Raw genomic sequence first — 24950 nt, 5'->3', positions numbered from 1 at the left:
GTATGAGACGCGCGTACCGCGGTGATCGTACTCAGCAGGTGGAGACTATTTCCCGAGGCGATCAGGAGATATTGGCCTACGCCAAGCTTCGACTTGTGCTTTTCGAATTCTTCCGCCCCGCTGATTTCAATCCGAATAAGCGAGGGCGAGCTGTCGGTCACGCAGCCGATTGGGGCTCCAAGCTCAAGCATAATCGTTCCTTAGCTGAAGCGCGTATTCCAGGTCGGAGAGGCGCTCGATCTCAAATTTGTGAACGTTGACGTCTGGATGGTCCCAGTCGTCGTCCGCGATGTTCACTAGGAACAGATCGTCCGGTCGCTTCGGGCCTGTTTCGGTCACGACCGAACGCTTCGCCAACCTCACCCTGAACTCGAGTTCGTCTGGGCTTTTCCGTCGCATCGGCTTTCGGAAAAGTTCAGTGGGCCGAAACTCGGTGCCGCCCACCAAGCCGTTTGCACATCGGAGGCCCACGTCGTGCAGTCGCGCCTGCAATGCGCCGACGTCATATTCTCCCGTGATTGCGAAAAGCGGCGGGTTGGCGTGCAGATATTTGAAGCTATAGCGCTCGCTGAACTTCTTGATAAATCTGACTATCTCGCCGTCAAAATTGGCGATCATCGTCGGATCGATCACGAAGTACCGTCCTCGTGAATTCTGACCGAGCGAGAATTTCAGATCCTTGCGCAGTCGCTGGAAAATTTTGGCACGAGTCGCAAGCTCGCGAGTCCAGCGCGTAAAGGTGACCTGCCGCACATCGTTCAGCGCCGTGATGAAAGCCGATGGCTCAACCGTCCGCTCCGCAGCTGTCGACCGGGTAGCTAGGTCGACTATGCGCTGGAAGGCGTTCGGATATACGATCGCGTCGACGTCCTCGGACGAGAAGCCCTTCGCGTTCAGCGAAGCTAGGACCCTGTCCTGAAGCGCCTCGCAGGTAGGCCCAAATTCGATCGAAAACCGGCTCAGAAACAGGTCCAAATCCGCTCCGTGCGCGAGGCGTGCCACTATCGCCTTGAGTGGCACGGAATTGGTGGCGAGTACTGTCTCCAGCTCTGTGCGCGTTAATGATTGTGAACCGGACGAACCAGGAAAATAGCAAAACAGTCTGTAATGAACCTTCGGAGGGGCGCTATGATGAGAGAAATGCTCCAGCATCAGCAGGATTGGCTTGTAGACCTTTCCCAATGTGAACTTCTCAGCCTGCTCGTGATATTTGCACTGCACGGCCGTCGTTAGGTCCGGTGTCGTGACGTCGATGTCCTCGATCGCTCCCTCGATCGTTATAGTAGAGCCGTCAGTCGCTTCGAGGATCTCCGAAAGATATCGGAGAAACTGATAGACGTAACCTTTGATCGAATATTCGGCAGTCCGCGCCACAGCATTCATCCTCCTATGTTGAGCGTGGGCTGCTGGTCCCAACCGGTCAAGGAGAGTTCAAGCAGCAGGCGCATTGAGGCGGTCATTCAGCATGGCGGAAGAAAGGCTGATCCTATTAGCAGCGACATGGCGGAACGTCCGATCGCGGCAGGTCAGCACAATGACCTGCATCCGCTCGGCCACCTCGCTCAGTATTTCGACCATCAGATCGAGCCGGGCATCGTCGGCATAGACGAGTGGATCGTCCAGGATCAACGATACCGGCCGCCCCTGGTCGAGAAGCATATCTGCAAACGCGATCCGCGTCAGTACCGCTAGCTGCTCCTGTGTGCCGCGCGACAGATCGCTGCACCCTTCGCTGATCCCGCCGCGCACCACAGCTTCGAGGGTGAGATCCTCTGAAAAACTGAGGTCGCAGCCCGGCAAAAGACGCTCGATGTGCCGCTTTGCGCGCTTTGCGACCGGTCCGACGAACTTGGCTGAGGTCTCATCGCGCGCTTCGTCAAGCGTATCGCGCAGCAGTTTGAGCGTATCGGCCTCCTCGGTGATCCGCTGCAGAGCCGCGCGTGCCGCCTCCGCCTCTTCGCGAGCACCCGCCTCCCGATCGGCGAGACCTTTGCCGCCCTCACTCTCAATCGTCCCCTCCAGTCGCGCCTCGTCCATCTCGAGCTTGGTGCGTGCCTCCCCCGCCGCCTTTGTCCGCGCATCGATTGTCTCGATCTTCCGCGTGATCACCGCAGGGTCGTGCGCCGTAGCGTCGCGCGCGGCCTCCTCCAGCTTCACAGCTGCCTCGGCGGTCTGCTCACGGGCACGAGCCAGGTCCACCGCGAGCGTCGGGAATTCAGGACGGCTTTCAATCGTCTCGATCTGGGTGCCGGCGTTGGTGAGAGTGCTGGCAGCACCCGCTTCCGCGCTGGCCAGCGGCGCGTCCTCTTGTTCAACACGGCGCAGGGCTTCGACAGCGCTCTCCTGGGCACCTTCGGCCCGTGCAAGAGTCGTATCAGCCGCTTCCAAGTTTGCGGTAAGCAAAGCGATATCCGGAATATCGGCTTCCACGATGGCTGTCTCGTCGATCAGTCCGACGACAAAGAGCTTTAGCGCCTCTGGACCGGCAGCGAGCTCGATAATGTCATCCGAAGCGGTGACAGCCGCAATGCGCGCAGCGATAGTGCGCAGCTCACTCGCGGCGTCGCGCGCGGCGTCGTTCCGTGCGCGTGCTGCCGACAGGCTCTCAACTTCCAACTCTAACAGAGCGGACCTCTGGCGCTCCAGCGCTGAAGCCAAAGCTCCTTCGGCGCTCGCCGCGCCTGCCGGCGGCGTGATGACCAGCTCGGCACTCCCGAACCGAACGCGAGTCTCGCCTGTAAGAGCGCGTTCGCCGAGCGCCATCGGCTCGCCATCTATCGATACGCCGGCTGCATCGCCCACCAGGGCAATCCGCGTGGCGCCTGCGGCCCGCAACGCGCGCGCTTCAGCTACGAGCCGCTCGTTTGTCTCAAGCGCTTCCATGGCTTTGGTGGAAATGATCGTCGTGGCAAGAGCCGCAGCCTCTCCCTGAAGCCGCTCAAGGTCGATGAGTTCGGTATGACGCGCGTGTGCCGCGTCTACGGCACTACGGCGACGCGAGGCGCGCAAAACGTCCTCGCCCGTGCTGAGAGCACGGCGAGCCTCCTGGCGGGCCGTGCGCGCAGCCTCCAGTGCGCTGCGTGTCTCGGCAAGACGTTGCTTCGCCGTTGCCAAGCCATCGAGAATTTCGGCGCGGCGTATGCGCGCATCGGCCAGCGCGAGTTCGGCGCTGTTCCGATCGTCCGTCGCCTTGCGATGACGATCGACAAGGTCTTCCAAGCTACGGGCCTTCGCGCTGATGGCCTCATGCTCGGCCCGCCGCGTTGCGAGGATTTGGGCGGCCGCGCGAGCTGTCTCGAGAGAGGCGGCGAGATCCTTCCGCGTTTGCACATCTGTGTCGTCCGCGATCTCGCGGTGAACGACCTTGAGCCGGGCCCGCGCAATTTCGAGCTCGGCGAACGTCCTTTCAAGCCCAGCCAGACGTTCAGCGGCGTCGCGCGCGGCCGCTTCCGCCTGCTCGACACGCTCGCGTGCTTCATTCTGTCGCCCGCGTTTTTGTCCGGTGGGGGACCAGTACCGCCCATATTGCTCGTCGATCCTGGATCGGACGCGCGTGTAGGCGGGGCCGCCCATGATTGAGCCGACTTCCGCTTCAAGCGTCGAGCGGACCGTGTCCCGCACGATCTGTCCTGGCCCGGTGACCGCGAGCGCCTCAGCTTGTGCGACCCAAAGAAGTCCGAGCGCGCCGTATGTGCCGGCATCGCCCTTCTGGCTGGTATCGCGTACTGACCCCAGCAGCGTGTGCAGGCGGGCTTCCGCTTCTTCGCCCTGTGCCTTGCCCTGTGGACCGGTGACCTCGATCGACGCGCCACGCAGGAAGCGCTTGGTCACCGTCCATGGCGCGCCATCGGCGTCGAACGAAACCTGAATCTCCGGTCCGACAGCTTCGCCATAAGGCGCGAACGATTGGGCAAGCTGGTTCTTCGTGCCGTGGCGAACGAAAAACGCCGCGCGAAGCGCCTCAAGCAATGTCGACTTACCGGTTTCGTTGGGTTCGATGACGATATTGAGACCGTCGGTCAGCCCCTCGATCGCCATTGGCTCCCGAAACTTGCGGAAGCCATCGACGGCGATACGACGCAGGTACAGGCTCATGCCCTGTCCTCCCGGCTATATTCGACGAAGAGGCGCTCCAGGGCACGCTTCGCGATCAAAGCGTCGGCACCGCCCGTTTCGATCGAGGCGGACAGCTTCGCCGCCGCGACGCCGAGCATGCCCTCTACCGAAAGGCTTGCGAGGTCGTCTTCGCTCGGGCGGCCGACAAGGTCGTCAGACCGAACGTCGAGATAACGGACCCGGTGCCCGACATCATTTTCCAGCCTGCCCAGCATCCCGACCCGATCCGTAAGGCTGGTGATTCCGGCCAGCGACAGTTCGAGGAGGGTGGACGGGGGATCAATGGATCCCAGCAATTGATCGCACTCGGCATCGAAACCGGCTTGGTCGTTCACCGTCCAGCTTCGCCTGATCCACTGGAAACGCCCCGTGCGGATCGGGGTGACCGACGGGTCGCCGCCTTCGGCTATATCGACGAGCAGCACGTGGCCGGGCTCGTCGCGCTGGAAGCGATCAGTTTCGGGTGTGCCGGCGTACCAGGTGCGCGCGTCGATATTGAGCGTCCCGTGCCAGTCTCCAAGCGCAAGATAATCGAGCGAGGAGCGACGGGCCCGGTCGGGCGCGATCTGGTTCTTGGTTTCGCCTTGGGTGCCGAAGTCACGGATCGATCCGTGCGCGAGGCCAATGCGAATGCGACTGCCGGGTGTCTCCATGCTGTCGAAGAGCTCGGTAGGATCATCGAGATTGTGGCGATGCGTAAGGGGCGCCGGCAGGAGCCAGATTCCCGGCTCGATCTCGTGAGGCTGCGCTTCTGCCAAGACGGTAATGCCGTTACCAGCGCGGTGACGCACGCGGTCCCAGAGGCCACCATTGCGCGCAAAGTCGTGATTGCCGGGCAAGAGCCACCACCGGCATGCATGGCGCTCCATTCGAGAGATCGCCTGAACGATCGTGCGGTCTTCTGGTCCCTCGGTGTCGAAGACGTCGCCGGCGACCAGAACGTGAGCCGCGCCGTGGAGAGCTGCCTCCTTGCCAATTGCATCAATGGCGTCGAAGCGTGCCTCGGACAGCGCGGCGCGTACCTCCGGCTCAAACCGGCCATACGGCTTTCCGAGCTGCCAGTCCGCTGTGTGAATGAGCTTCATTGTGGCTTCGCAGATCGGTGTGTCATCGCAATCCCATCGCACGGGCCCAGGCATCGACCTGACCAAAGGCATCCTGCTGCCACTCGTCCGGCGTTCGGCCGTCCAGGATATCGGAGCCTTCGACGAAATTGCGCACGCACGTCGGCCCGTAGCCGTCCGGATCGTCGAATTTCGCCACGACATGCGCGAAGCCGTCCCGGCCACTCTGATGCTCCAACAGCGGGCGGCAATCGTCCGCAAGCGCATCGATCCCGCCGGGATAATTCCGGATCGAGTAATAGACGTCGTAGGCGTCTTTCTGCTTGTACCGTCCGTCGAGCGCGAAGCCTTTCATGGCGAGAAGCGCCGGAATCGAGGCGACAGCGATCATCACCTTGTTGGTCCCGCCCTTGGGCATATCGCCTTCGATCGCGACGAGCTCGTGGAAGTGAATGGCAAGCTCCGCGCCCGACGCACGCTGGGTCGCGAATTCGGTGGTGAGCGGCGGCCGGTTCTTTTCCAGCACGGCGTCATAGGGCCGCAGGAAATCGACGATCACATCAATCGGCGGTCCATCGTCCTTCGGCTGGACCGTCCGGACCATCTGGAAATATTTGAGCGTGTCGCGGGGTGCGTACCCCTGTTCGTGGAGGGCATCGACGAGAGCGACATACTCCTCGCCGGCGGCCAAGGCCTGCGCGTCGAGACTGAGATCGATGTCGAGGGTGCCGACGTGGCGCATCTCGCTGTCCTCGAGCAGCAGCCAAGGCACGGCGCCGCCGATAACCGCGAACTTCCCACGAAAGCTGCCCAGCGTCTGGCCGATCTCAACGAGCACCGACTTCACAGCGGCGCTGGTGCGGTCGTCATAATCTGTGGCCGATTGCGGTTCGTCGTTCATGAAGGCCACCGCAAAAGCTTGTCCTTCAGATGTTCTGCCCCTTCGACGCCGCGCTCGCCGCCCGCCATGAGATCGAGATAGGTTTGAACCGGGCTCGTCGCGATGACCCCCGGTGCGACGGCCCGCGCGTCGTCGAGCACGCCATCTTCATCGGGGACGCGCACGACAATGTTCGCACCCTTTGCGGGTGCAGTCAGATTTAAGATTGTTTGCAAGGCGCCAAGGCCCTTCTCGTCAGCGTAGAAATAGCTGGTGCCTTGGCGAACGAAGGGCGCGTACCAATCGGCCGCGCTGAACGAGGCCAGCGCCACCCTTCCCTGCTCGGTCGCTAAATCACGCAGGCGCTCCGTCAGGGCTTTGCCATGGAGGTGGGTATAGAGGCGGACCTCCTCCCCTCTGGGCGGCTCATAGTTGCGGGCCCATTCGTCCAGCAGACCGGAAGGATCGACGAGCCGCAGCCCCTGTTCGGTCTGATCGGCCCATTCGCGTTCGCGCAGGGCGGTGCCGATCGTGCTGACCAACCCGAGGCTGACCTTGGCTTCTTCAGCAAGCTCGGTCACGCGCCAGGGCCGATGCGGCTCGTTCAGCAGTACGCGCAAGATCCGGGTCGACTTTGGCTTGAACAGGGTGCGCAGGGAACGTCGTTCGGGATCGGGTTTCCCCTCGACCTTGCGCTCGATGAAGATGGTATCGACAACGAGGCGCGCGTTGCCCTGAAAATCGAGGTAGGCGATGTCTTCCTCGCGACATGCCGCCTGCGCCTGTTCGGATAAATAGGGCGCGATGAACATCGGCACCCCCTCTTGGCCGGTCTGATCGAGATAGCGTTTGAGCTGGTAGGCCACTTGGTGCGCTATCCGGGGTTGCCCGTTGCCTTTGACCTCGACCACGATCTTGAGCGGTCGGCCGGCGAACTCGGTTTCCGCGACGATGTCTACGCCGCGATCAGCCTCGCCTGGCTTGCCGATCATCGTCATCTGGCCAAGGGCAAATTGGGGGATCGAGCCCAGGAAGGCCTTGAGCGCTTCTGCCGCCCGTCGTTCGGTGTCCATTGCGTCTTTCACCGAACCGTTGAAATCATGATTCGGCTGAAATTGCAAATTATTTCACTGAAACATGCTTTTCAACAAACCGTTGAAAGTCGCAGAATGGTGAAATGATCTATGGTCCCGGCGTGGTTATGAGGCTTTTTGAGACCAAAGGGCCCGAGCCGCTGCTTCGGTGATGGTGTACACCGCCTCGCGCTGAGCGCCACGATTGTGGTGGTCCACGCGGTAGCCCTGGTAGTGTCGTCGGACCAGACCGGCGCGCACGAGATCAGAAACGGCGCGGCTGACGTTGCACCGGCCTGAGCGCCGGACCCGTTCACGGACCTCATTGTCGATCGCCCTTGCGGCCTGCTCGGCGTCGTCTGGCAAGGCATCCTGCGCAGCAAGCGAAGCTTTGACCTCTTCGACGATGATCAGGCGACGGGCATCACGCTTTGCCATCGGAACCAGTGAATCGCACAACCAGTCGCGGAGCGGTACGCGAACCTCGTCTTCGGTATCGACATAGGGGCCCGCTGAACCGCTGTTCCCCCCGGCGGCTTTGGCAATCAGGTTGAGGACCATGAACGCATAGCGCGGTCGTGGCGAGAAATCCGCGATCCGTTCGATCAGCGCCGGCAAATTCAGGGGCTTGGCAGGCGCTCCCTGACCGACTTCAACGGCATCGAAAAGGTCGGCTTGGTGGAACATAAGATGAATCTTAGCATCGCTTGCGGCAATGTGAATCCCGTTCGTGCGTCTTTCGTCAGTTTTTTCTGCTGTGACACTTCTTGCCCGCTTGGCCGCTCGCGCGGCCACCGCAGGTCAGCCGCAGTTGGTATCTAGGCCTGCTCGACGGCCCGGAGGCGCTCGGTAACGTCGCTGACGCCTGGTGCATCCCACACATCATCGCGAAGGTAGAATTTATGGCTCTTCGTATAATCGACGAAGCTCGTTCGCTCGAACACCACGCTTGCAGGGATCAGCGCCGCGCGAATGACGCAGAAGTCGTCGTTGAAGAGAACGCCGGCCAATATATCGAAACCGTCCGTCGACCGGATCGCCGACATCTGACGCGACTTGTTGCGCCTGTGCAGCCGCCGGCCCTTGATCTGATAGCGGACGCCGTCCGAGTCCGCCGCGTCGAAGCCCTTCTTCGAATTGGCCTCCTGCTCCCAACCGAAAGCTGCGCAAAAGAGATATTCGGCCAGGTCTCCGGTCGGATTGTTGGCAGACCGCAAGACGTTGCGCGATCGTAGTTCCTCGTTGATTGCGGCATGGAGCGCGAGCATCTCCGCGATAGACTTGCCATTGAGATCGTTCATCGGAGCAATCTGCCGGATTCCAACGTCGGCCGCTATCCAAGAGACCTCCACCAATTTTTTCGCGTCGGAGATGTGTCCCTTTTTGCCGGTCGTTGCGGCGACGGCGCGAGAGGCGATCTCCATCGCGCTTGACTCTGGCGCGCCCTCATCAGAACAAAGAGGGAACGAATCAACCGCCTTCCGAGTCTCTGTGATGCTATGCGCGAGTCAGCCGTCCTTGATGATCTACGTGCGCGCATCGCGCAGATCGAGTGCGCTGATGGGCGACACGACGCCATTCCGTTCGGGATTGAGAGCATTGATTGTCGCCTGCCAGGCGGTGGCATAGCCACAGGCGCGCTGCATGAGATCGCCGGCAGTACCGATCTGGCCGACGAGGCTAGCGCAACGGTGTTCCTTGCGGGCATTCTAGCGCGTGTCGAGGGTCCGGTCTTCTGGTGTCTGCGCTGGCGTGACCTCTTTGCCCCTGCCCTTCACCTGGCTGGACTGCATCCGGACCGGGTGATCCATGTCGAGGCCGGCAGCGACACCAACGTGCTCCTCGCGATGGAGGAATGTTTGCGCCAACCAGGCCTTGCCGGGGTGGTTGGCGAAGTCGCGAAATATTCGACGACTGCCTCCAAACGCCTGCAGCTCGCGGCAGAGGGTTCGGGCGTAGCCGCCTTCGTCTTCCGACGCGCCTCGAGGGTTGAGCAGGCCGTAGAGGGAACGGCTGCGGTGACGCGCTGGCGCGTGACAGCTCACCCCAGTGAGGACCTTGGTATTCCGAGCCTCGGGCGACCACGCTGGCGGGTTGAGCTGGAACGCGTGCGCGGCGGAAATCCGCACAGCTGGATTGTGGAGGGCTGCGATGCGACGGGTCGTATCGCTCTTCCTGCCGCACTGGTCGACCGACCGGCTGCGCAGGAAGAACGCCAGTTCGCGGCCTGACGCGGCACCTGCACCGATGGTCACGGCGATCCCGGACCATGGGAGACGGGTGGTGGCGTCCGTTGACGGGCAAGCACGGACACTCGGGATCGTACCAGGTATGACTATCACCAAGGCACGCAGTTTCGCGCCAGAGCTTCTGGTCATCGACGCGGAGCCGGAAGCCGACCTTCAAGGGTTGCGGCGTCTCGCGCTTTGGGCCGGGCAGCGGTACAGCCCCGTCGTTGCGCCCGATGTGCCAGATGGCATCTGGCTGGACATTACGGGTTGCGCCCCCCTTTTCGGGTCCGAGCAGGCGCTTCTGAAGGATCTGCACGGGCGGGTCGCTGGTTTTGGTCTCTCGTTGCAGCTGGCGGTCGCGGACACGGCGGGATGTGCGCATGCGGTGGCCCGCCAGGTTCCCGCTGGCCGCCCCGTGACAATTGCTCCCGGCGACCACCGCAAAGCGATGGCGCTGCTACCGATCGCTGCGCTGCGCCTGGATGCGCGAGACGTGGAAGGCCTCCGAAAGCTCGGGTTCGAGCGGATTGAACAACTCGTTGGTGCGCCGCGGGCGCCCCTCGCCAAGCGCTTCGGACGCCAACTCTATCGTCGGCTCGATCAGGCGCTGGGCCAGATACCCGAGCCTATCGATCCGATCTTCCCGGACCATCTGCCTCGGGCCCGCCGTGGCCTGATGGAGCCGATCGCCACGCCAGAGGCATTCGCAAGGGTGATCGGCGATCTAGTCGCCGACATCGTGGTCCAGTTGACCGCGTTGGGCAAAGGAGCTCGTCGGCTCGATTGTCATTTCGCTCGCGTCGATGGGCACCGGCAGGCAATTCGGGTCGGAACGGCCGCTCCGTCGCGCGATCACGCGCATCTGACCAAGCTGCTGTGCGCGAAGATTGAGACGATCGAACCAGGGCTGGGCATAGAAGCAATGACGCTCGTGACGCCGCTTGCCGAAGCGATGAGCGCTTCGCAAAGCGACGGCCTGGCAGGTTCCGGTCGCAAGGGTCCGGACATTGCCGCGCTGGTCGATGCGCTCGCTAATCGCTTCGGCCAGAGGCACCTTCACCGCGCGGGGCCTCAGCCAAGCGCAATGCCTGAACGCTCCGTGGCGCGGTTCGCGGCGTTGGCCAGTTCCAGCGGCATAGCTTGGGCAGGCGACCTGCCTCGACCGGCGCGCATGCTGGATCGGCCGGAACCGATCGATGTGGTTGCCCTGCTCCCCGACGAGGCACCTCGCTTGTTCATCTGGCGGCGAAGGCGATACCGCGTTACCCAAGGCGATGGACCCGAGCGCCTATATGGCGAGTGGTGGCGCGATCACGGCGTTGAAGGCGAGCAGCCCTATACGGTGCGCGACTATTATCAGGTCGAGACCGAAACCGGCGGCCGCTATTGGCTCTTTCGCGCAGGCGACGGGGAGAATCCGGTCACAGGGCCGATGCGCTGGTTCATCCATGGAGCGTTCGCGTGACCGCCGCTAGCGGCTACGTGGAGCTGCAGGTCACGACCCATTTCAGCTTTCTGCGCGGAGCCTCCAGTCCAGAGGAGCTTTTTGCCGCAGCCGCGCTCCTTGGGCTGCCGGCCCTTGGCATTGTCGATCGGCATTCGGTTGCAGGGATTGTACGTGCCTGGGACGCGGAAAAGACGACCGGCGTGCGTTCGATAGTGGGCTGTCGATTGGATCTCACTGACGGCACGGCACTGCTCGTCTATCCCACCGATAAGGCGGCCTATGGTCGCATGTGCAGACTCTTGAGCGTCGGCAAGGGACGCGCAGGCAAAGGCGCCTGTCATCTGGACTGGTCGGACCTCGAAGAATGGCACGATGGCTTGATCGCGCTCCTCGTACCCGATGGCGCCGATGCCACGACCGAGACCGCGCTTGCTCGCATGCGCCGCATCTTTGGAAATCGCTGCTATGCGGCACTGTCGATCCGCCGGCGCCCACGCGACGCGATCCGGCTTCGCGATCTTGCCGCCATGGCTGCCGCAGCGCGGGTGCCGACGATCGCTACCAACGACGTCCTCTATCATGCACCCGACCGCAGACTTCTGCAGGATGTCGTCACCTGTATCCGCGAGAAATGCACGGTCGATGATCTGGGCGAGCGCCGTGAGCGCTTTGCCGACCGCCATTTGAAAACAGCAGCGGAGATGGAGCGCCTTTTCCGACGCTATCTGAAGGATGTGAGCCCGGTCGCCCGTACGGTGGAGTTGGCGGCCCGATGCACGTTCAGCCTTGAGGAGCTCAAATACCAGTATCCGGACGAAATCCAGGTCCCGGGTCGCACGCCGCAAGAGGAGCTTGCGCGGCTGACGTGGGAGAAGGCCCCCGAGCGCTATCCTGAAGGCCTGGATGCCAAGGTGCGGTCGCAGCTCGAGCATGAGCTGCGACTGATCGCGGATCTCGATTATGCGCCTTACTTCCTGACCGTGCACTCGATCGTGATGGAGGCGCGCCGGCGCGAAATCCTGTGTCAGGGGCGCGGCTCGGCCGCCAACAGCGCCGTTTGCTACGTCCTCGGCATCACCTCGATCGACCCCGTGCGCTCCGAGCTGCTGTTTGAGCGCTTCGTCAGCGCGGAGCGCAGGGAGCCGCCCGATATCGATGTCGATTTTGAGCATGAGCGGCGTGAGGAAGTGATCCAGTGGATCTACGAAACCTATGGTCGTGACCGCAGCGCTCTGACCGCGGTGGTGACGCGATACCGCGCGCGCGGTGCGGTCCGCGAGGTAGGCAAGGCACTGGGGCTTTCAGAAGACATGACCGCAGGGCTATCCGGTGCGGTGTGGGGGTGGAGCCGGGAAGGCGTCGAGGAAAAGCATGCGGCCGAGCTCAACATGGATCTTAGCGACAAGCGGCTGATGCTGACGCTGGAACTGGCGCGGCAGCTCATCAACACCCCGCGCCATCTTTCGCAACACCCTGGCGGCTTTGTCCTGACGCGCGACCGGCTGGACGAGCTTGTTCCGATCGAGCCTGCGGCAATGGAAGACCGCCAGGTGATCGAGTGGGACAAAGATGACATCGATCTTTTAGGCTTCATGAAGGTCGATGTGTTGGCGCTTGGCATGTTGAGCTGCATGCGCAGGGCGTTCGAGTTTCTGGAGAATGACAAAGGGATCAAACACGACCTCGCCACGATCCCGGCGGAAGACCCCGCGACCTATGCGATGATTCGCAAGGCGGACACTCTTGGCGTCTTCCAAATCGAATCCAGGGCGCAGATGGCGTCGATCCCGCTGATGGCGCCGAAGACATTCTACGACCTGGTCATCCAGGTCGCGATCGTGCGGCCCGGGCCGATTCAGGGGGATATGGTTCACCCCTATCGGCGTCGCCGCAACGGCGAGGAGGCGGTGACCTATCCGACCGAGGAACTGCGACGGGTCCTGGAGAAGACGCTCGGTGTGCCGCTGTTCCAGGAACAAGCCATGCGGGTAGCCATCGAGTGCGCCGGCTTCACGGCGAGCGAGGCCGACCTACTTCGGCGAGCGATGGCCACTTTCAAGCTGACAGGCGGCGTGTCGCATTTCCGCGACAAGCTGATCGATGGCATGGTTGCGAGGGGCTACGACCGTGAGTTCGCCGAGAAGACGTTCAAGCAGATCGAGGGATTTGGGCCCTACGGCTTCCCTGAAAGCCACGCCGCCAGCTTCGCGCTGATCGCCTATGCCTCGTCCTGGGTGAAGTGCCATCATCCCGACGCGTTTTGCGCAGCGCTACTCAATGCGCAGCCGATGGGCTTCTACGCACCGGCGCAGATCGTGCGCGATGCGCGCCAGCATGGCGTCGAGATCCGGCCGATCGACGTGAACCACAGCCGATGGGATTGCACGCTCGAGGAGGCAGCCGGTCGTTACAAGGCCGTGCGGCTTGGCCTCCGTATGGTGCGCGATCTGGCCAATGCGGACGGCGCGGCCATCGTCACGGCACGCGGAAAACAGCTCTATTCCAACGTTGAAGAAATCCAGCGCCGGGCCCGCGTTGGTCGTGGGGCGCTTGATCGCATCGGCGAGGCGGATGGGTTCGGTTCACTGGCGCTCAGCCGTCGTTCGGGCTTGTGGGACGTGAAAGGGCTCGGCAACGCCGCCCTGCCCCTGTTCGCAGCTGCTGACGAGCGCGATGGCAAGCTTCGGCAGGAGGCAATCGAACCGACCGTGCTGTTGGCACCAATGGGCGAGGGAGCCGAGGTCGTGGAGGATTACCGCGCGTCCGGGCTGTCACTGCGTGCGCACCCGCTTGCGTTCCTTCGCGATGAGCTGAAGGCGCGAAAGATGATCACCTGCGAGCAGCTCCAGACCGTCAAGGACGGACGCTGGATCGAGCTGGCCGGCATCGTGCTGGTGCGTCAAAAACCCGGGTCGGCGAAGGGTGTCATGTTCATCACGCTGGAGGACGAGACGAATGTCGCCAACCTCGTCGTTTGGACCAATGTGTTCGAAAAGAACCGTCGCACGGTGCTCGGCGCCTCGATGATGGGCGTGCGAGGGCAGGTCCAGCGTGAGGGCGAGGTCATTCACCTCATTGCCCAGCGCCTCGATGACCTGTCGCCCCTTCTCGCCAGCGTCGGCCATCGTGTCGACGTTTCCGAAGTCTACCGCGTCAGTCGTGCCGATGTAGTCAAAAGCCCGATGCGCCCGGACCCACGCGACCTCGGCGCGTCGCCGCTTGGCAGGTCACCGCGGGATATCTTCATTCCGGATCTCCCCCTTGGGTCTGGTATCGTTCCAGGGCAGCCGACAGAAGGCATCAAGATCAAACCGCGCGACTTCCGATAACGTACGGTGCAACCAATATTGGGGCGAGGCGATCGCTCGCAGCGAATCCCAGGCACGGCAGATACCAAGCAACACTTGAGATTCCAGTTTCATCCGAACGACAGTTCGGAACGGGAATTGATGAGGCATTCCCGCGCTGGTCAGGCCACAGCAACAATGGCGATGAAGCGGAGGCGGAGCGCGGCGGCCGCCTCGCCATAGTGTGCTTCGCGATGATCGTTCGGGCACAGTGCAATGACATTGCCGATGAGGTCTGGGCCGCCCTCGTGCAGCGGCACGATGTGATGCGTCTCAAGATAGATGGCGCCGTCTGCTCGACGAAAGCCAGGTTCATCGCAGTGCTCGCAGCGACCGCAGGAGCGCTTGAGCACCGCCTCGCGGACCTTGGGATTACGGACGAAAACGGACCCGGTCTGCTCGCTCCGCACCGACGCGCCGCCGGGATCCGAATCGATCGAGAATTGATCGACGAAGGCCGGCGGCGCCGCGCCGCGTATAAGCAGATGCTTGCCGGTCGCCGCGTCATAGGCGCCGATCGACCACGGCTCCGGGTCGAGGGTTCGCAGCTCCACCTTTGAGGCTTCAGCATCGGGATCGTCGCGATCCCGGCGAACCCCGGCGTTGAGGATGACGCGGACCGCAAGATCGTCCCGAAGGGCGGCCTGGAGCGCCGCGTCGAGACGTGTGGCGCGCAGACCCCAGGGGTTGCCGCGACCCCGCGCATACTGGATCTCGGCATCCTCCCGAAAATTGCCGCGATGGACGATGCGGCCTTCGGCGTCTTCCGCCAGTAGGACGTGCCAGAGGTTGAGAACAATGGCGTTGCCGGCTTCGACGAAGACCCATTCGTAGCAATATTTGGGATTGGTGGCCGCCCCGGCCTCGCCCCGGCTGCTATTCGACCAGTCCGACACATCGAGACCCGCGGCGCGCACGAGGTCGATCACCCGATCCTTACGCGCTGGGCGCAGCGCTTCGAGCTCGGACGTGGCGGAGGGTTGTTCAGGCATCAAGGCTCGCCAGCATGCTGTGGCAGGGACCGATGCTCCTTGCGTTCCCAGCTCTCAATCAGGAACAAGGCGAGCGAACTTGCGGCGTTGAGGGCAAGGCGGGCGATCCGCGCGTCGATGCGGCGGAAGCCTTTCTCGCGTCCGTGGGCGTCTCCACCATGCGTCCGCAGTGCGCCGATGCCTTTGGCCACGGATGTCAAACCGCTGAGGGTTTGCCGAACGTCGGCTTCAACCTCGGACGGAAGGTCTGACCGACCAGGCGACAGCCCAAGCGGCTCCTGCACCGCACGGATAAGGCCATCGATGTCCTTCTTGGCGGGAAGCGGCAATTTGAGCTCGACGAGGATCGAGCGACAAACCGCTTCGATCAGCGAGCACGCGGCCGTCACCGCATCCTCCGGATCATCTTCCAGATTGGGAAGAGCACGGGCGATCTCCATCTGAACGGTGTCGAAATCCAAGGTCGCGACTTTCTGGATGAACGGCTCGACGATCGTGCCCGACCCTCGGCGTTCTGTCAGAAGCGCTTTCCCGCCGACGATGACGACGGCCAAGCCGTCGGGAGCCAGCGCCTTGTTGAGATGCTCGCGCACGGCGATCGCTTTGTCAGGTTCCGCCAGGTAATCACGAGGATCACAAACCCGCTCGATGATCCGGGCGATAAGGGCATCGCCATTCCCGTCGTAATGGTTTGCAGTCTTGCGCAGAAAATCCGTCGTCGCTGGAACGCGCGAGCCAACGCCGATGCGCATGTCCAGCCCGCAGTCGAGGAAGAATTGCTCGATCTTGGGGCCAGAACGATAGATTCCGATGGCGGGCGCATTGTCGTTGCCGGCCCCGCCCGTGATGGTGTCGACCAGCGCCTTGACGACGAACGGTGAGAATTTACCGGTCACAGCTTCACCGAGAGTTGCAGGGGAATTGGAGACCAGTCGCCCTCCGCCTCGGGCATCAGATACATCTCTTCGATTGGCCAGGCGGGCGGCTGGACCGACAGGAAACCTTTAAGTTCACGTGTCAACGCATCCTGCCCGAACTGCGCGACCATCATGACCGCGCAAGCTGCGACCGCCATAAATCCATTGGCCAGGTTCGCCTGATCGAACTCATGTTCGCGGTTGTGCTTGACGCCATGATAGGCCGCAAACCAAGGGAGAGAATTTGTTGGATCGAGGACGTCCCAGCCGTCGAAGGGCCTGATCGGGGCAATGTCTGGACAAGGATGGAAGTGAACGGCGTAATCCCGCAGACCGAGAGGGGCGGCGAGCTTCACGAATTCATTCGTGTTGAATTTTGCAGTCGATCCGTTGGCCGTCAGAATGCCGCGCCAGTGCATCTCGACCTCGGTCGCCGCCAGGATCAAGAGGTTGCGGATTTCATGCCCATAAACCGACAGGGTGCTGGCTGCGGGCTGCACGACGCGACAGATCGCTCTTAGATCATCAATCAAGGATCCGAGTTGGTTCTGCGCGCTGGTGATATAGCGCTGCTCCTTTGCATCGTCGGGGAACCAGAGCGTTTCCTTCTCCCTCAACGCGAGCGGGCGTGCGACACGGGGGTGAAATTCCCCAGGCCGACGGACCATCCGCTGAAAGGGGCCGGAACCATCCAGTCCGTCGAGCCAGGGCGTTGAGCGCCGCAGGCACGCCCAGATCGTCTCGCCCGGATCCGCAGCATAATAGGTGCCCGCGCCCCCTTCGGGGTTGGTGACGCCCGCGCGCATTGCGGTCGCATCGACAAACCGCCATAGCTGCCGCCCTTGGCCGGGGCCCACGTCCCGGACGTACCAGCCCTCATCTCCCTGTCCGATTTGCGCCAGCGCCACGTTTCTCCCTTCCCATTCGCTACGTGCGTAGCGGATCGGGGTCAGGACCGCACGGCAAAGGTGCAACCGAGCCTAGGCGGCTCGCCTACGATCACCAACGGGCATCTCTCCCGCCCGCGTTGCCGCGGCCTCCCCGATCCCGCTATCCGATGCAATCGCTGATCCGGATACAACCGAGGGGTCCGCAGCTGGTGGAGCAAGATCATGCAACTCGCACTCGTCGGTTCAGAGCGGCTCGAAGCCTTCCCCGGCGGGCGTGGGCAGTGCCCGACCTGCGGGGCGGCGATGATCGCCAAGTGCGGGCCGCGCATCCTCCATCATTGGGCGCATGCCGGCCGGCGGAATTGCGACCCGTGGTGGGAGAATGAAACCGAGTGGCACCGTGAATGGAAAAATCTCTTCCCCGAGGCCTGCCGGGAGATTTCCCACACCGCGCCCGGCGGCGAGATTCACCGAGCCGACATCATGACCGCGACGGGGATCTACATTGAGGTGCAACATTCGGCGATGACCGACGCCGAGCGTATTTCGCGCGAGGCCTTCTACAAGAACCTGGTGTGGGTGATCGACGGGCGAGGTTTTCGCGGCAACTTCGAAGTCTATCATCGACTGCCCCATCCGAGTTCGGAGATCGCCCAGGACATCGTGTGGGCGAAGGCCACCCGGCCGATGCAAGGCGCGGCCGGTGGGCTGTTCTTCCGGCTTTCCGAGACGCAGCGTGACTATCCCGAACGGACGGTAACAAAGGCGACACTGAGTTTCGGGCGGATTTTCAGCCTTCGCGACATCCAGGCTGATGTCGAGGAGGTCTATTGCGGCCACCACCAATACGACTGGGTCCGCCCGCGGCGGACGTGGCTGGAAGCCACCTGTCCGGTCTACATCGACTTCGGCGGCGACTTTCTTGTGAAGCTCGAAATTTACGATGAGTCCAACCTGCCGTGTGTCCGCTATGTGCCTAAGACGACGTTTCTTCAGGAGGTCATGGTCGAGACGGACGCGCGGGCGATCGCGTCGCCTGTCTTTCCGCCGGACGACCGCTGACGCAGGCGGATACCAACGGGGGGGCTGAGTACGGCCGGAGTGAGGGGGTGACATGAGCGAACGCGTTCCGCCGAAGCGGCTCTACAAATATCGCAGCTTCAGCAATCTGACGCTGGGCATGCTCGTCAACGACACGGTCTATTTTGCCGACCCGACGACCTTCAATGATCCGCTCGACACGAAGCCCACGCTCGACACCGATCTGCCGAGCGCGGCGCTTGAACCCGTTCTGGCGCAGATGATTGAGGAACGGACAACGGCCGAGATGGCGGCGGCGGCAAAGACGATCCGCTACAACGGCCCAAAGACGCTCGATCATATCGCGCGCCAAAGCCGCAAGGCCGCCGAACGCCTGCTCGCTGATATTCGTTATAACGCCACCAATCCGGAATACGAGGTGGCCGATCCGGAGCAGTTCTTGCTTGGCCAATACGTGCAAGAGGAGCTGCTGCGGCGATACGACCGTGGGGTCTTCTCCCTCGCCGAGCGCGTCAACTGCCCGTTGATGTGGAGCCATTATGGCGACCAGCACCACGGCATTTGCTTCGGTTATTCGGTGCCGGCCGATGCTACCATCGACATCCACAAGATGAAGTATGGCGGCTCGCGCCTCGTCCAGGCCAGCGCGGTCTCGGCAATGCTCGCCGGCGACAGTGCGGCTCGGCGCGGAGTCGATGAAGCGGTCCTCCTCAGGAAGGCCCGCCCTTGGGCCTACGAACGCGAATGGAGGCTGCTGGGTCCACGCGGCGAGCAGCATTCGCCGCTTGAGCTCGAAGAGGTCATCTTCGGCATGCGCTGTTCTTCGGCGGTCATGTTCGCTGTTATCCGGGCTCTGGAAGGCCGGGATCGTCCGGTGCGCTTCTACGAGATTCGTGGGCAGCATGGGCGCTTCCTCCTCGACAAGCGCGTGGCGGATACTGCCGAGCTCCTGGCGACGCACCCGCGACGGAATCGCGGGATTTTCGAGATTTTCAGCGAGTTCGAGGATCTAGACGCAGCGGACGCCGATAGTCTCGGGACGCAATGACCGATCGAACGATCTATGACGCCGCGGGCGGTGGGCATCCCGTGATGGAATCTGCGTCGGTCGTAATCGCCGCGGCGCAGCGCGAGCCCCTGCTGCACCAAGAGCTTCATATAAAGCCGGTCGGGCTTACGCCCTTCGCGGACGACGGACTTTACTTCATCGAGAATATGGATGGCCTGGAGGGCAGCATCCTTACTCTCGCTGCTTTTGGCGACGGGCAATGCGCGATCTATGGCTCAGCAGCGTTGGTCGCCCCGGGCATCGCCATCGCCGCAGCGCATGTCATCGCGGAGCATGACGGCGACGGGCTGTTCGAGGCGGTCGACGCCGCGCTCTATGCCTTCGGCGTGAGCGCGACTGGGCTCGCTGCTTGGCAGGTGTTGAAGATCACGTACAGCCTCGACGGCGACCTCGCAGTGCTGACCCTCGCCCATGCCTGCGAACCCCGCTCGCCGGTCGACGTGGCGCATTTCTTGCTCAGCGCGAAGCTGCCGCGGGTCGGCGACCGGGTGACGGCAGTCGGCTTCCGTCCGCGCAACGCCCGGCAAGCACTTGAACCCGAAATTCAGGTGCTTCCCGACGTAGCCGGGACTTTCCTGCTCAGCTCGGGCGCGATACTGGAAGTCTGGCCGCAAGGCCGCGACCGCGTGATGGCGCCCCGACCTTGTTTCGCGGCGGCGCTCGCCACCGTCGGTGCGATGAGCGGTGGCCCGGTGCTCGATGCCGACGGCAAGATGATCGGGATCGTCACCAGCTCGGACGAGTCCGCCACTGCACCTTACACGATGGTCACGCTGATCTGGGACGCCCTGCTAAAGCCAGTGTCTCCCGCTTGGCCGCCGGGCTATTGGCCGCCAGGCGGCGGTCTTCTAAGCGACTTGCTCGATCCTGAAGAGGGCTGGCGGCTGCGCAAGTCGACCGAGGATGAATTTCGCTACGAGTTTGATCCATCGGCGGCAAAGCCCAAAGCCTAACCCTCGGCGAACGGTAAGACTTCCTCGTTCCGTTCATTTCAAAAGCGTGCTGCGAACTTCTTGGTTTGGTCGATTGCTGCCGACGACTTGTGGGACAATTCCCCCATCCGCAAAGACCCCGCCGAAAAGGGACGGCACGGAAGTGTCTTTCGCGTGCCTGTCCTGACGGCGACTTCGCGGCCACCGTCATGGCCATCTACCGGGTCACTGTCGCGTTCGTCGTAAACCTGGGGCGCTCCGGAATAGTCCCCGGGCACTCACCTCTGCGATCCGGAAAGTCGCATTATACTATGATGCGCGCCAATAACTTACCGCTTCAAATATTCGCCCACCGCGTCGGCGCCATTGCCGACTGCCTTCACCGCCTCGGCGAGCTTGTCGCGGCTGACACCGAACTTATTGGTCCAGTATTCCACCTCATAATCCTCGCCGAGCGCGATGCGCGAGCTATCCTGGGGCGCGCGGAGCGTCTTGTCGTCAGCCATTTCCATACCTCCTTGATGCGGGTTGCTGCCCTAACGGAACGCCGGTTGCCTGAAGAGTTTCCGCCAGCCTTTTCCAAAGGCGCGCTGTGTCGATGAACCGAGTCACATCAGCGCTGGAACGAGTCTGCCAGGCACGAGTCTATCAGTCATGGCCAAGTTGCTCGCAGAACCAGGGGAAGGAAGGGCCCGGAAACCGTCGAGGGCTCGAGCTTTACCAGCTTTGAGACCGCCCCCTTTTCAACCCGTCCAGCTGGCAACTTTGGTCGACACAGTTCCAACCGGCGATCGCTGGCTGCACGAAATGAAATATGATGGCTACCGGCTGCTCGTCGCCGTCGGCGGCAATGAAGCCCGCGCGTACACGCGGTCCGGCCTGGACTGGTCGGAAAAGTTCGCTGGCATCGTCGGCGAAGCGGGCAAGCTCAACATTCGGTCGGCGCTGCTCGACGGTGAGGCGGTCGTGATGGACGATAGCGGGCGTTCCAGTTTCCAGGATCTCCAGGGAGCGCTCAAAGGCGCGCCGTCCAGTATCGATTATATCGCTTTCGATCTGCTCGAGCTCGACGGGGAAGATCTTACCCGGTTGCCCCTCGCGGAGCGGAAGGCGAAGCTGCGTGAGATCCTACCCGAAGGAAGCCACCGCATCCGATATTCGGAACATATCGAGGGTAACGGCGAGAAGCTGCTTCACAGTTTCTGCGACGCCGGGCTCGAGGGCGTCATCTCAAAGAAGGCCGACGGCCGCTACATTGGTTCGCGCTCGGGCGGCTGGCTTAAGACTAAATGCATTAAGCGCCAGGAGTTCGTCGTCATCGGCTGGACGCCGTCCGACAAGTCGCGCGGGTTTCGTTCGTTAATCCTCGGGATCCATGAGGGGGGCGAGCTGCGATACGCCGGAAAGGTCGGAACGGGCTTTAGCATGGACGAGATAGAGCGTCTGATGGAGACGATGCGCCCGCTCGAGCAGACAACGCCAACTGTGAACGCACCTCGTGCGGAGGTTCGCGGCGCCCATTGGCTTCTACCCAAGCTCGTAGCGGAGATCGCCTACACCGAGATGACAAACGAAGGCACGCTGCGCCATCCGAGCTATCTCGGGCTCCGCGCCGACAAGAAGGCTGAAGCGGTCGTCCTTGAAGTCGAGCAATCGGTGACCGAGATCGCGGCACCGGCGGTATCGCGCGTCAAGATCAGCAACACCGACCGCATCATCTTCCCGGAATCCAGCATTACCAAAGGCCAGCTGGCGAACCATTATGCGGGGGTCGCGCCGATCATGCTGCCGTGGCTGGGCAGCCGCCCGATCAGTCTGGTGCGCTGTCCGCAGGGCCGCGCCAAAAAGTGCTTCTTCCAGAAACATGACGCGGGCAGCTTTGGCGACGCCGTCAAACATGTCGGCATTCTGGAGAAGGATGGCCACGAGGAGCCCTATCTCTTCGTCGATACCGCTGATGGCCTGATGACCTGCGTCCAGATGGGAACGATCGAATTCCACGGCTGGGGTGCCCGTATCGAGGATGTCGAAAAGGCTGACCGCCTTGTTTTCGACCTGGACCCGGACGAGGGGCTGGACTTTGAGAATGTGCGCACCGCCGCCTTTCATTTCCGCGACATCCTAAAATCGATCGGGCTTGAGACCTTCCCGATGCTCACCGGCGGGAAGGGCGTGCATGTAATCGCGCCGCTCGTACCGCAGGCCGAATGGCCGGAGGTGAAGGATTTCGCGCACAGGCTGGCCCAGGCCGTGGCGCAAAGCGATCCGCAAAACTTCACCGCGGCGCTGCCCAAGGCGCAGCGCAAGGGACGCATCTTCGTGGATTACCTGCGCAATCAGCGCGGCGCGACGGCTGTCATGCCCTATTCGGTACGGGCGCGCCCGGAGGCGCCGGTCGCCGCGCCCATCACCTGGAAAGAAATGGAGACGATCGACGCGCCGAACCACTTCCACATCGGCGATGCCGATGAACTCGTGAAACGGGCTGCCTCCAAGGTGTTGAAGGGCTGGGGCCGCGCCGACCAGACCTTGCCGGACCTGTGACACGGTGAAGATCGCTACCTACAATGTGAATGGCGTGAACGGTCGCCTGCCCGTGCTTCTTCGGTGGCTGACGGAAGCGCAGCCTGACGTCGCGGTGCTTCAGGAACTGAAGGCTCCCCAGGAAAAGTTTCCGGAGGCTGCCATCCGGAGCCTCGGTTACGACGTCATCTGGCACGGACAGAAGAGCTGGAACGGCGTCGCTATGCTGAGCCGCGTCGGCGACATCCATGAAACGCGGCGCGGCTTGCCGGGAGACCCTGATCCAACCCAAAGCCGATACATCGAAGCCGCAGTGAACGGCGTCCTCATCGCAGGCCTGTATCTGCCGAACGGCAACCCATGTCCCGGTCCGAAGTTCGATTACAAGCTCGCCTGGTTCGAGCGGCTGATCGAGCATGCGGCGGAGTTGCTGGCGACCGGCGCGCCCGTGGTGCTGGCAGGTGACTTCAACGTGATGCCGACCGAACGCGATGTCTATAAGCCGGAGCGTTGGCTGGACGATGCGCTGTTCGCGCCTGAGGTCCGTGCTGCCTATTTCCGGTTGATCGAGCAAGGGTGGACGGATGCGCTACGGACCATCCATCCCGACGAGACGATCTACACATTCTGGGACTATTTTCGAAACGCCTATGGCCGCAATGCCGGGCTTCGCATCGACCATCTTCTGCTCAGTCCCGCCCTCGCCGGCCGGCTCGTCGACGCTCAGGTCGACCGTCACGTGCGCGGATGGGAGAAAAGCAGCGATCACGCCCCGACATGGATCGAGCTGGCGCCAGAGAAGGCTGCGCGAAGGCGACGGACCTGACACCAGCCTCAATCGGAGAGCGCGGCCGATCGCGGGGAGCGCCTCACGCTCCTTCGTCGACTAGCTCGGGCGCAGCTTGCGGATCGTCCTCGAACAGCTGTGGTGCGGATGCCGGGGAGGCGTCCTCAAACGTCGATACTGTCACTCCGACAAGACGGATCGGCTTGGTGGTCGGAAGAATCGACCGGATCAGGTCGAGAGCCGCTTCGCGAAGCTCCTCAAATGTCATTATCGCCGACGGACGGCTCCTACGGCGGGTGATCTGCTGGAAATCAGCGTATTTGATCTTCACGGTCGCTGTTCGGCCAAACGCTTGGCGCTTCTCGCACCATGCCCAAACCTCCTCGGCCATGCGGACGACGCCAGCCTCGATGTCTGCAGAGGCGACAAGATCCTGCCGGAACGTGGTTTCAGATCCCGACGATTTGCGTATCCGGTTCGGATTGACCGGGCGCTCATCCTCGCCGCGCGCGATCGCGAAGTACCAGTCAGCAGAACTGCCGAAATGCTGCTGCAGGAAAGCGAGCGACTTTAACCGGAGATCGCCGCCTGACTCGATGCCCAGTCGCTTCATCTTCTCGGCCGTCACGGGGCCCACGCCGTGGAAGCGGGAGACGGGCAGCGTCTCAACCCAGGCTGCACCCATGTCTGGGGTGACCGCAAACTGCCCGTTGGGCTTTCGATGGTCCGAGGCGAGCTTCGCGAGAAATTTATTGTAGGAAATGCCGGCGGACGCGGTGAGGCCGGTTTCCGCTAGGATGCGCGCGCGGATCTCCTTGGCGGTAAGCCATCCTGTCTTCAGGCCGCGGCGATCGGCGGTCACATCGAGATAGGCCTCGTCGAGCGAGAGAGGCTGAATGAGGTCGGTGTAGTCGGCGAAGATGCTGTGGATCTGTTGCGACACAGCGCGGTAGACCTCGAAGCGTGGCGGGACGAAGATGAGATCGGGGCAGCGCCTCAGCGCGGTCACTGACGGTAGCGCCGATTTGACGCCGAAGGTCCGCGCTTCATAGCTCGCCGCAGCCACGACGCCCCGCGTCGCACCGTGCCCTACCGCGACCGGCTTTCCCCTGAGCGAGGGGTCATCACGCTGTTCCACGGACGCGAAGAACGCGTCCATGTCGACATGAATCACTTTTCGGACTGCAGACTCGCAAACCATGGATGCCGAGTTAGCACGATCCGAACATAAAGAGAACGTTTGCTTGACGACCGGTCGATTCGAGTGGTGGCTTTAGTGGCGCCGGCAGAAGAGTTCAGATCATGGTATGCTGCGCAGCAAGCGGCGGATAAACCCGTGCCGTCGTCAGGCTTCCCTTTGGCAAGCTTCGTAGCACGGCGCTGGCCGGAACGGTCGGGTCCAGCCAGTCGGACCACTGATCCCGGGTGAGCGGGATGATCTGGCGCGAATGGTACGGCGCGACGTCTTCCCCCGGTTCCATGGTCAGCATCGTGAAAGCCTCGCCATCCGGCGTCTCGCGCCAAATGCCGGCGATGCAAAACCAGGGATGATCGCGAAGAGTGAACAGCCATTTGGTCTTACGCTTCTGCTTAGGATCCTCGGGCTTGGTGAATTCGTAGAAGCCGTCGGCTAGAATGAGG

Annotated in this window: 22 protein-coding genes; 8 read left to right on the top strand and 14 right to left on the bottom strand. The window is 62.5% G+C overall.

Features of this window, described 5'->3' with window-relative positions; translation table 11 throughout:
- From EJC47_RS21235 to EJC47_RS18985, 8 genes are all read right to left on the bottom strand, one after another.
- Positions 1-191: hypothetical protein (locus EJC47_RS21235; RefSeq protein WP_221885190.1), on the bottom strand; the 191-nt coding region annotated here is incomplete at its 3' end.
- On the bottom strand, positions 184-1374 hold the full coding sequence (locus tag EJC47_RS19015) for a hypothetical protein (RefSeq protein WP_126849309.1): 1191 nt from the start codon (positions 1372-1374) through the stop codon (positions 184-186). The genes EJC47_RS21235 and EJC47_RS19015, both read right to left, overlap by 8 nt.
- 57 nt (positions 1375-1431) lie before the next feature.
- Positions 1432-4095 carry an AAA family ATPase gene (locus EJC47_RS19010; protein WP_126849308.1) on the bottom strand — a complete coding sequence of 888 codons (2664 nt, stop codon included), beginning with the start codon at positions 4093-4095 and terminating at the stop codon, positions 1432-1434.
- Positions 4092-5201 (bottom strand): metallophosphoesterase family protein, encoded by a 1110-nt coding sequence (locus EJC47_RS19005; RefSeq protein ID WP_126849307.1) that lies wholly within the window; start codon positions 5199-5201, stop codon positions 4092-4094. The genes EJC47_RS19010 and EJC47_RS19005 overlap by 4 nt, the downstream gene beginning before the upstream one ends.
- A gap of 22 nt (positions 5202-5223) precedes the next feature.
- Positions 5224-6081, bottom strand: a complete 858-nt coding sequence (locus tag EJC47_RS19000; protein WP_126849306.1) for a nucleotidyl transferase AbiEii/AbiGii toxin family protein — start codon at positions 6079-6081, stop codon at positions 5224-5226.
- Positions 6078-7133: a type IV toxin-antitoxin system AbiEi family antitoxin gene (locus EJC47_RS18995; protein ID WP_260591670.1), complete on the bottom strand. Its 1056-nt coding sequence runs from the start codon at positions 7131-7133 to the stop codon at positions 6078-6080. Before EJC47_RS18995 ends, EJC47_RS19000 begins: the two co-directional genes overlap by 4 nt.
- A gap of 126 nt (positions 7134-7259) precedes the next feature.
- Positions 7260-7820 (bottom strand): hypothetical protein, encoded by a 561-nt coding sequence (locus tag EJC47_RS18990; protein ID WP_126849304.1) that lies wholly within the window; start codon positions 7818-7820, stop codon positions 7260-7262.
- A gap of 131 nt (positions 7821-7951) precedes the next feature.
- On the bottom strand, positions 7952-8434 hold the full coding sequence (locus EJC47_RS18985; protein WP_126849303.1) for a hypothetical protein: 483 nt from the start codon (positions 8432-8434) through the stop codon (positions 7952-7954).
- A 198-nt stretch (positions 8435-8632) separates the two neighbouring features.
- Between EJC47_RS18985 and EJC47_RS18980 the strand changes: the two genes are divergently transcribed.
- Genes EJC47_RS18980 through EJC47_RS18970 form a run of 3 tightly spaced genes read left to right on the top strand, consistent with a single transcriptional unit; the run spans position 8633 to position 14140 of the window.
- Positions 8633-9364 carry an ImuA family protein gene (locus EJC47_RS18980; RefSeq protein ID WP_126849302.1) on the top strand — a complete coding sequence of 244 codons (732 nt, stop codon included), beginning with the start codon at positions 8633-8635 and terminating at the stop codon, positions 9362-9364.
- A 16-nt stretch (positions 9365-9380) separates the two neighbouring features.
- Complete coding sequence (locus tag EJC47_RS18975; RefSeq protein WP_441004744.1) at positions 9381-10829, top strand: DUF6504 family protein; 1449 nt, start codon at positions 9381-9383, stop codon at positions 10827-10829.
- Complete coding sequence (locus EJC47_RS18970; protein WP_126849300.1) at positions 10826-14140, top strand: error-prone DNA polymerase; 3315 nt, start codon at positions 10826-10828, stop codon at positions 14138-14140. The genes EJC47_RS18975 and EJC47_RS18970 overlap by 4 nt, the downstream gene beginning before the upstream one ends.
- A gap of 140 nt (positions 14141-14280) precedes the next feature.
- On the opposite strand, the gene EJC47_RS18965 is transcribed toward EJC47_RS18970, so the two are convergent.
- From EJC47_RS18965 to EJC47_RS18955, 3 genes are all read right to left on the bottom strand, one after another.
- Positions 14281-15087, bottom strand: a complete 807-nt coding sequence (locus EJC47_RS18965; protein WP_260591669.1) for an HNH endonuclease — start codon at positions 15085-15087, stop codon at positions 14281-14283.
- A 62-nt stretch (positions 15088-15149) separates the two neighbouring features.
- The gene (locus EJC47_RS18960; protein ID WP_126849298.1) at positions 15150-16046 is read right to left on the bottom strand and encodes an abortive infection family protein; all 897 of its coding nucleotides are present in this window, start codon (positions 16044-16046) and stop codon (positions 15150-15152) included.
- On the bottom strand, positions 16043-16975 hold the full coding sequence (locus EJC47_RS18955; RefSeq protein ID WP_126849297.1) for a hypothetical protein: 933 nt from the start codon (positions 16973-16975) through the stop codon (positions 16043-16045). The genes EJC47_RS18960 and EJC47_RS18955 overlap by 4 nt, the downstream gene beginning before the upstream one ends.
- A gap of 204 nt (positions 16976-17179) precedes the next feature.
- On the opposite strand from EJC47_RS18955, the gene EJC47_RS18950 reads away from it, so the two are divergent.
- Genes EJC47_RS18950 through EJC47_RS18940 form a run of 3 tightly spaced genes read left to right on the top strand, consistent with a single transcriptional unit; the run spans position 17180 to position 20020 of the window.
- A complete protein-coding gene (locus EJC47_RS18950) occupies positions 17180-18019 on the top strand; it encodes a competence protein CoiA (RefSeq protein ID WP_126849296.1) in 840 nt (279 codons plus the stop codon).
- A gap of 52 nt (positions 18020-18071) precedes the next feature.
- Entirely contained in the window at positions 18072-19046 is a 975-nt protein-coding gene (locus tag EJC47_RS18945; protein ID WP_126849295.1) for a DUF2971 domain-containing protein, read from the top strand.
- Positions 19043-20020: a S1 family peptidase gene (locus EJC47_RS18940; RefSeq protein ID WP_126849294.1), complete on the top strand. Its 978-nt coding sequence runs from the start codon at positions 19043-19045 to the stop codon at positions 20018-20020. The genes EJC47_RS18945 and EJC47_RS18940 overlap by 4 nt, the downstream gene beginning before the upstream one ends.
- 308 nt (positions 20021-20328) lie before the next feature.
- On the opposite strand, the gene EJC47_RS18935 is transcribed toward EJC47_RS18940, so the two are convergent.
- The gene (locus EJC47_RS18935) at positions 20329-20505 is read right to left on the bottom strand and encodes a DUF3606 domain-containing protein (RefSeq protein WP_126849293.1); all 177 of its coding nucleotides are present in this window, start codon (positions 20503-20505) and stop codon (positions 20329-20331) included.
- A gap of 49 nt (positions 20506-20554) precedes the next feature.
- Between EJC47_RS18935 and ligD the strand changes: the two genes are divergently transcribed.
- A complete protein-coding gene (gene ligD, locus EJC47_RS18930; protein WP_409574494.1) occupies positions 20555-22543 on the top strand; it encodes a DNA ligase D in 1989 nt (662 codons plus the stop codon).
- Between the two features lie 4 nt (positions 22544-22547).
- A complete protein-coding gene (gene xth / locus EJC47_RS18925) occupies positions 22548-23348 on the top strand; it encodes an exodeoxyribonuclease III (RefSeq protein ID WP_126849291.1) in 801 nt (266 codons plus the stop codon).
- Between the two features lie 43 nt (positions 23349-23391).
- Here the strand turns inward: xth and dinB are convergent, their stop codons facing one another.
- The gene (dinB, locus tag EJC47_RS18920; protein WP_126849290.1) at positions 23392-24510 is read right to left on the bottom strand and encodes a DNA polymerase IV; all 1119 of its coding nucleotides are present in this window, start codon (positions 24508-24510) and stop codon (positions 23392-23394) included.
- Between the two features lie 94 nt (positions 24511-24604).
- The coding region (locus tag EJC47_RS18915; RefSeq protein WP_185867730.1) for an SOS response-associated peptidase family protein at positions 24605-24950 on the bottom strand (346 nt) is incomplete at its 5' end.

The organism is Sphingomonas sp. TF3 (genome assembly GCF_003985085.1).
GTDB lineage: Bacteria > Pseudomonadota > Alphaproteobacteria > Sphingomonadales > Sphingomonadaceae > Sphingomonas.
This window is presented reverse-complemented; position numbering and strand designations above follow the sequence as displayed.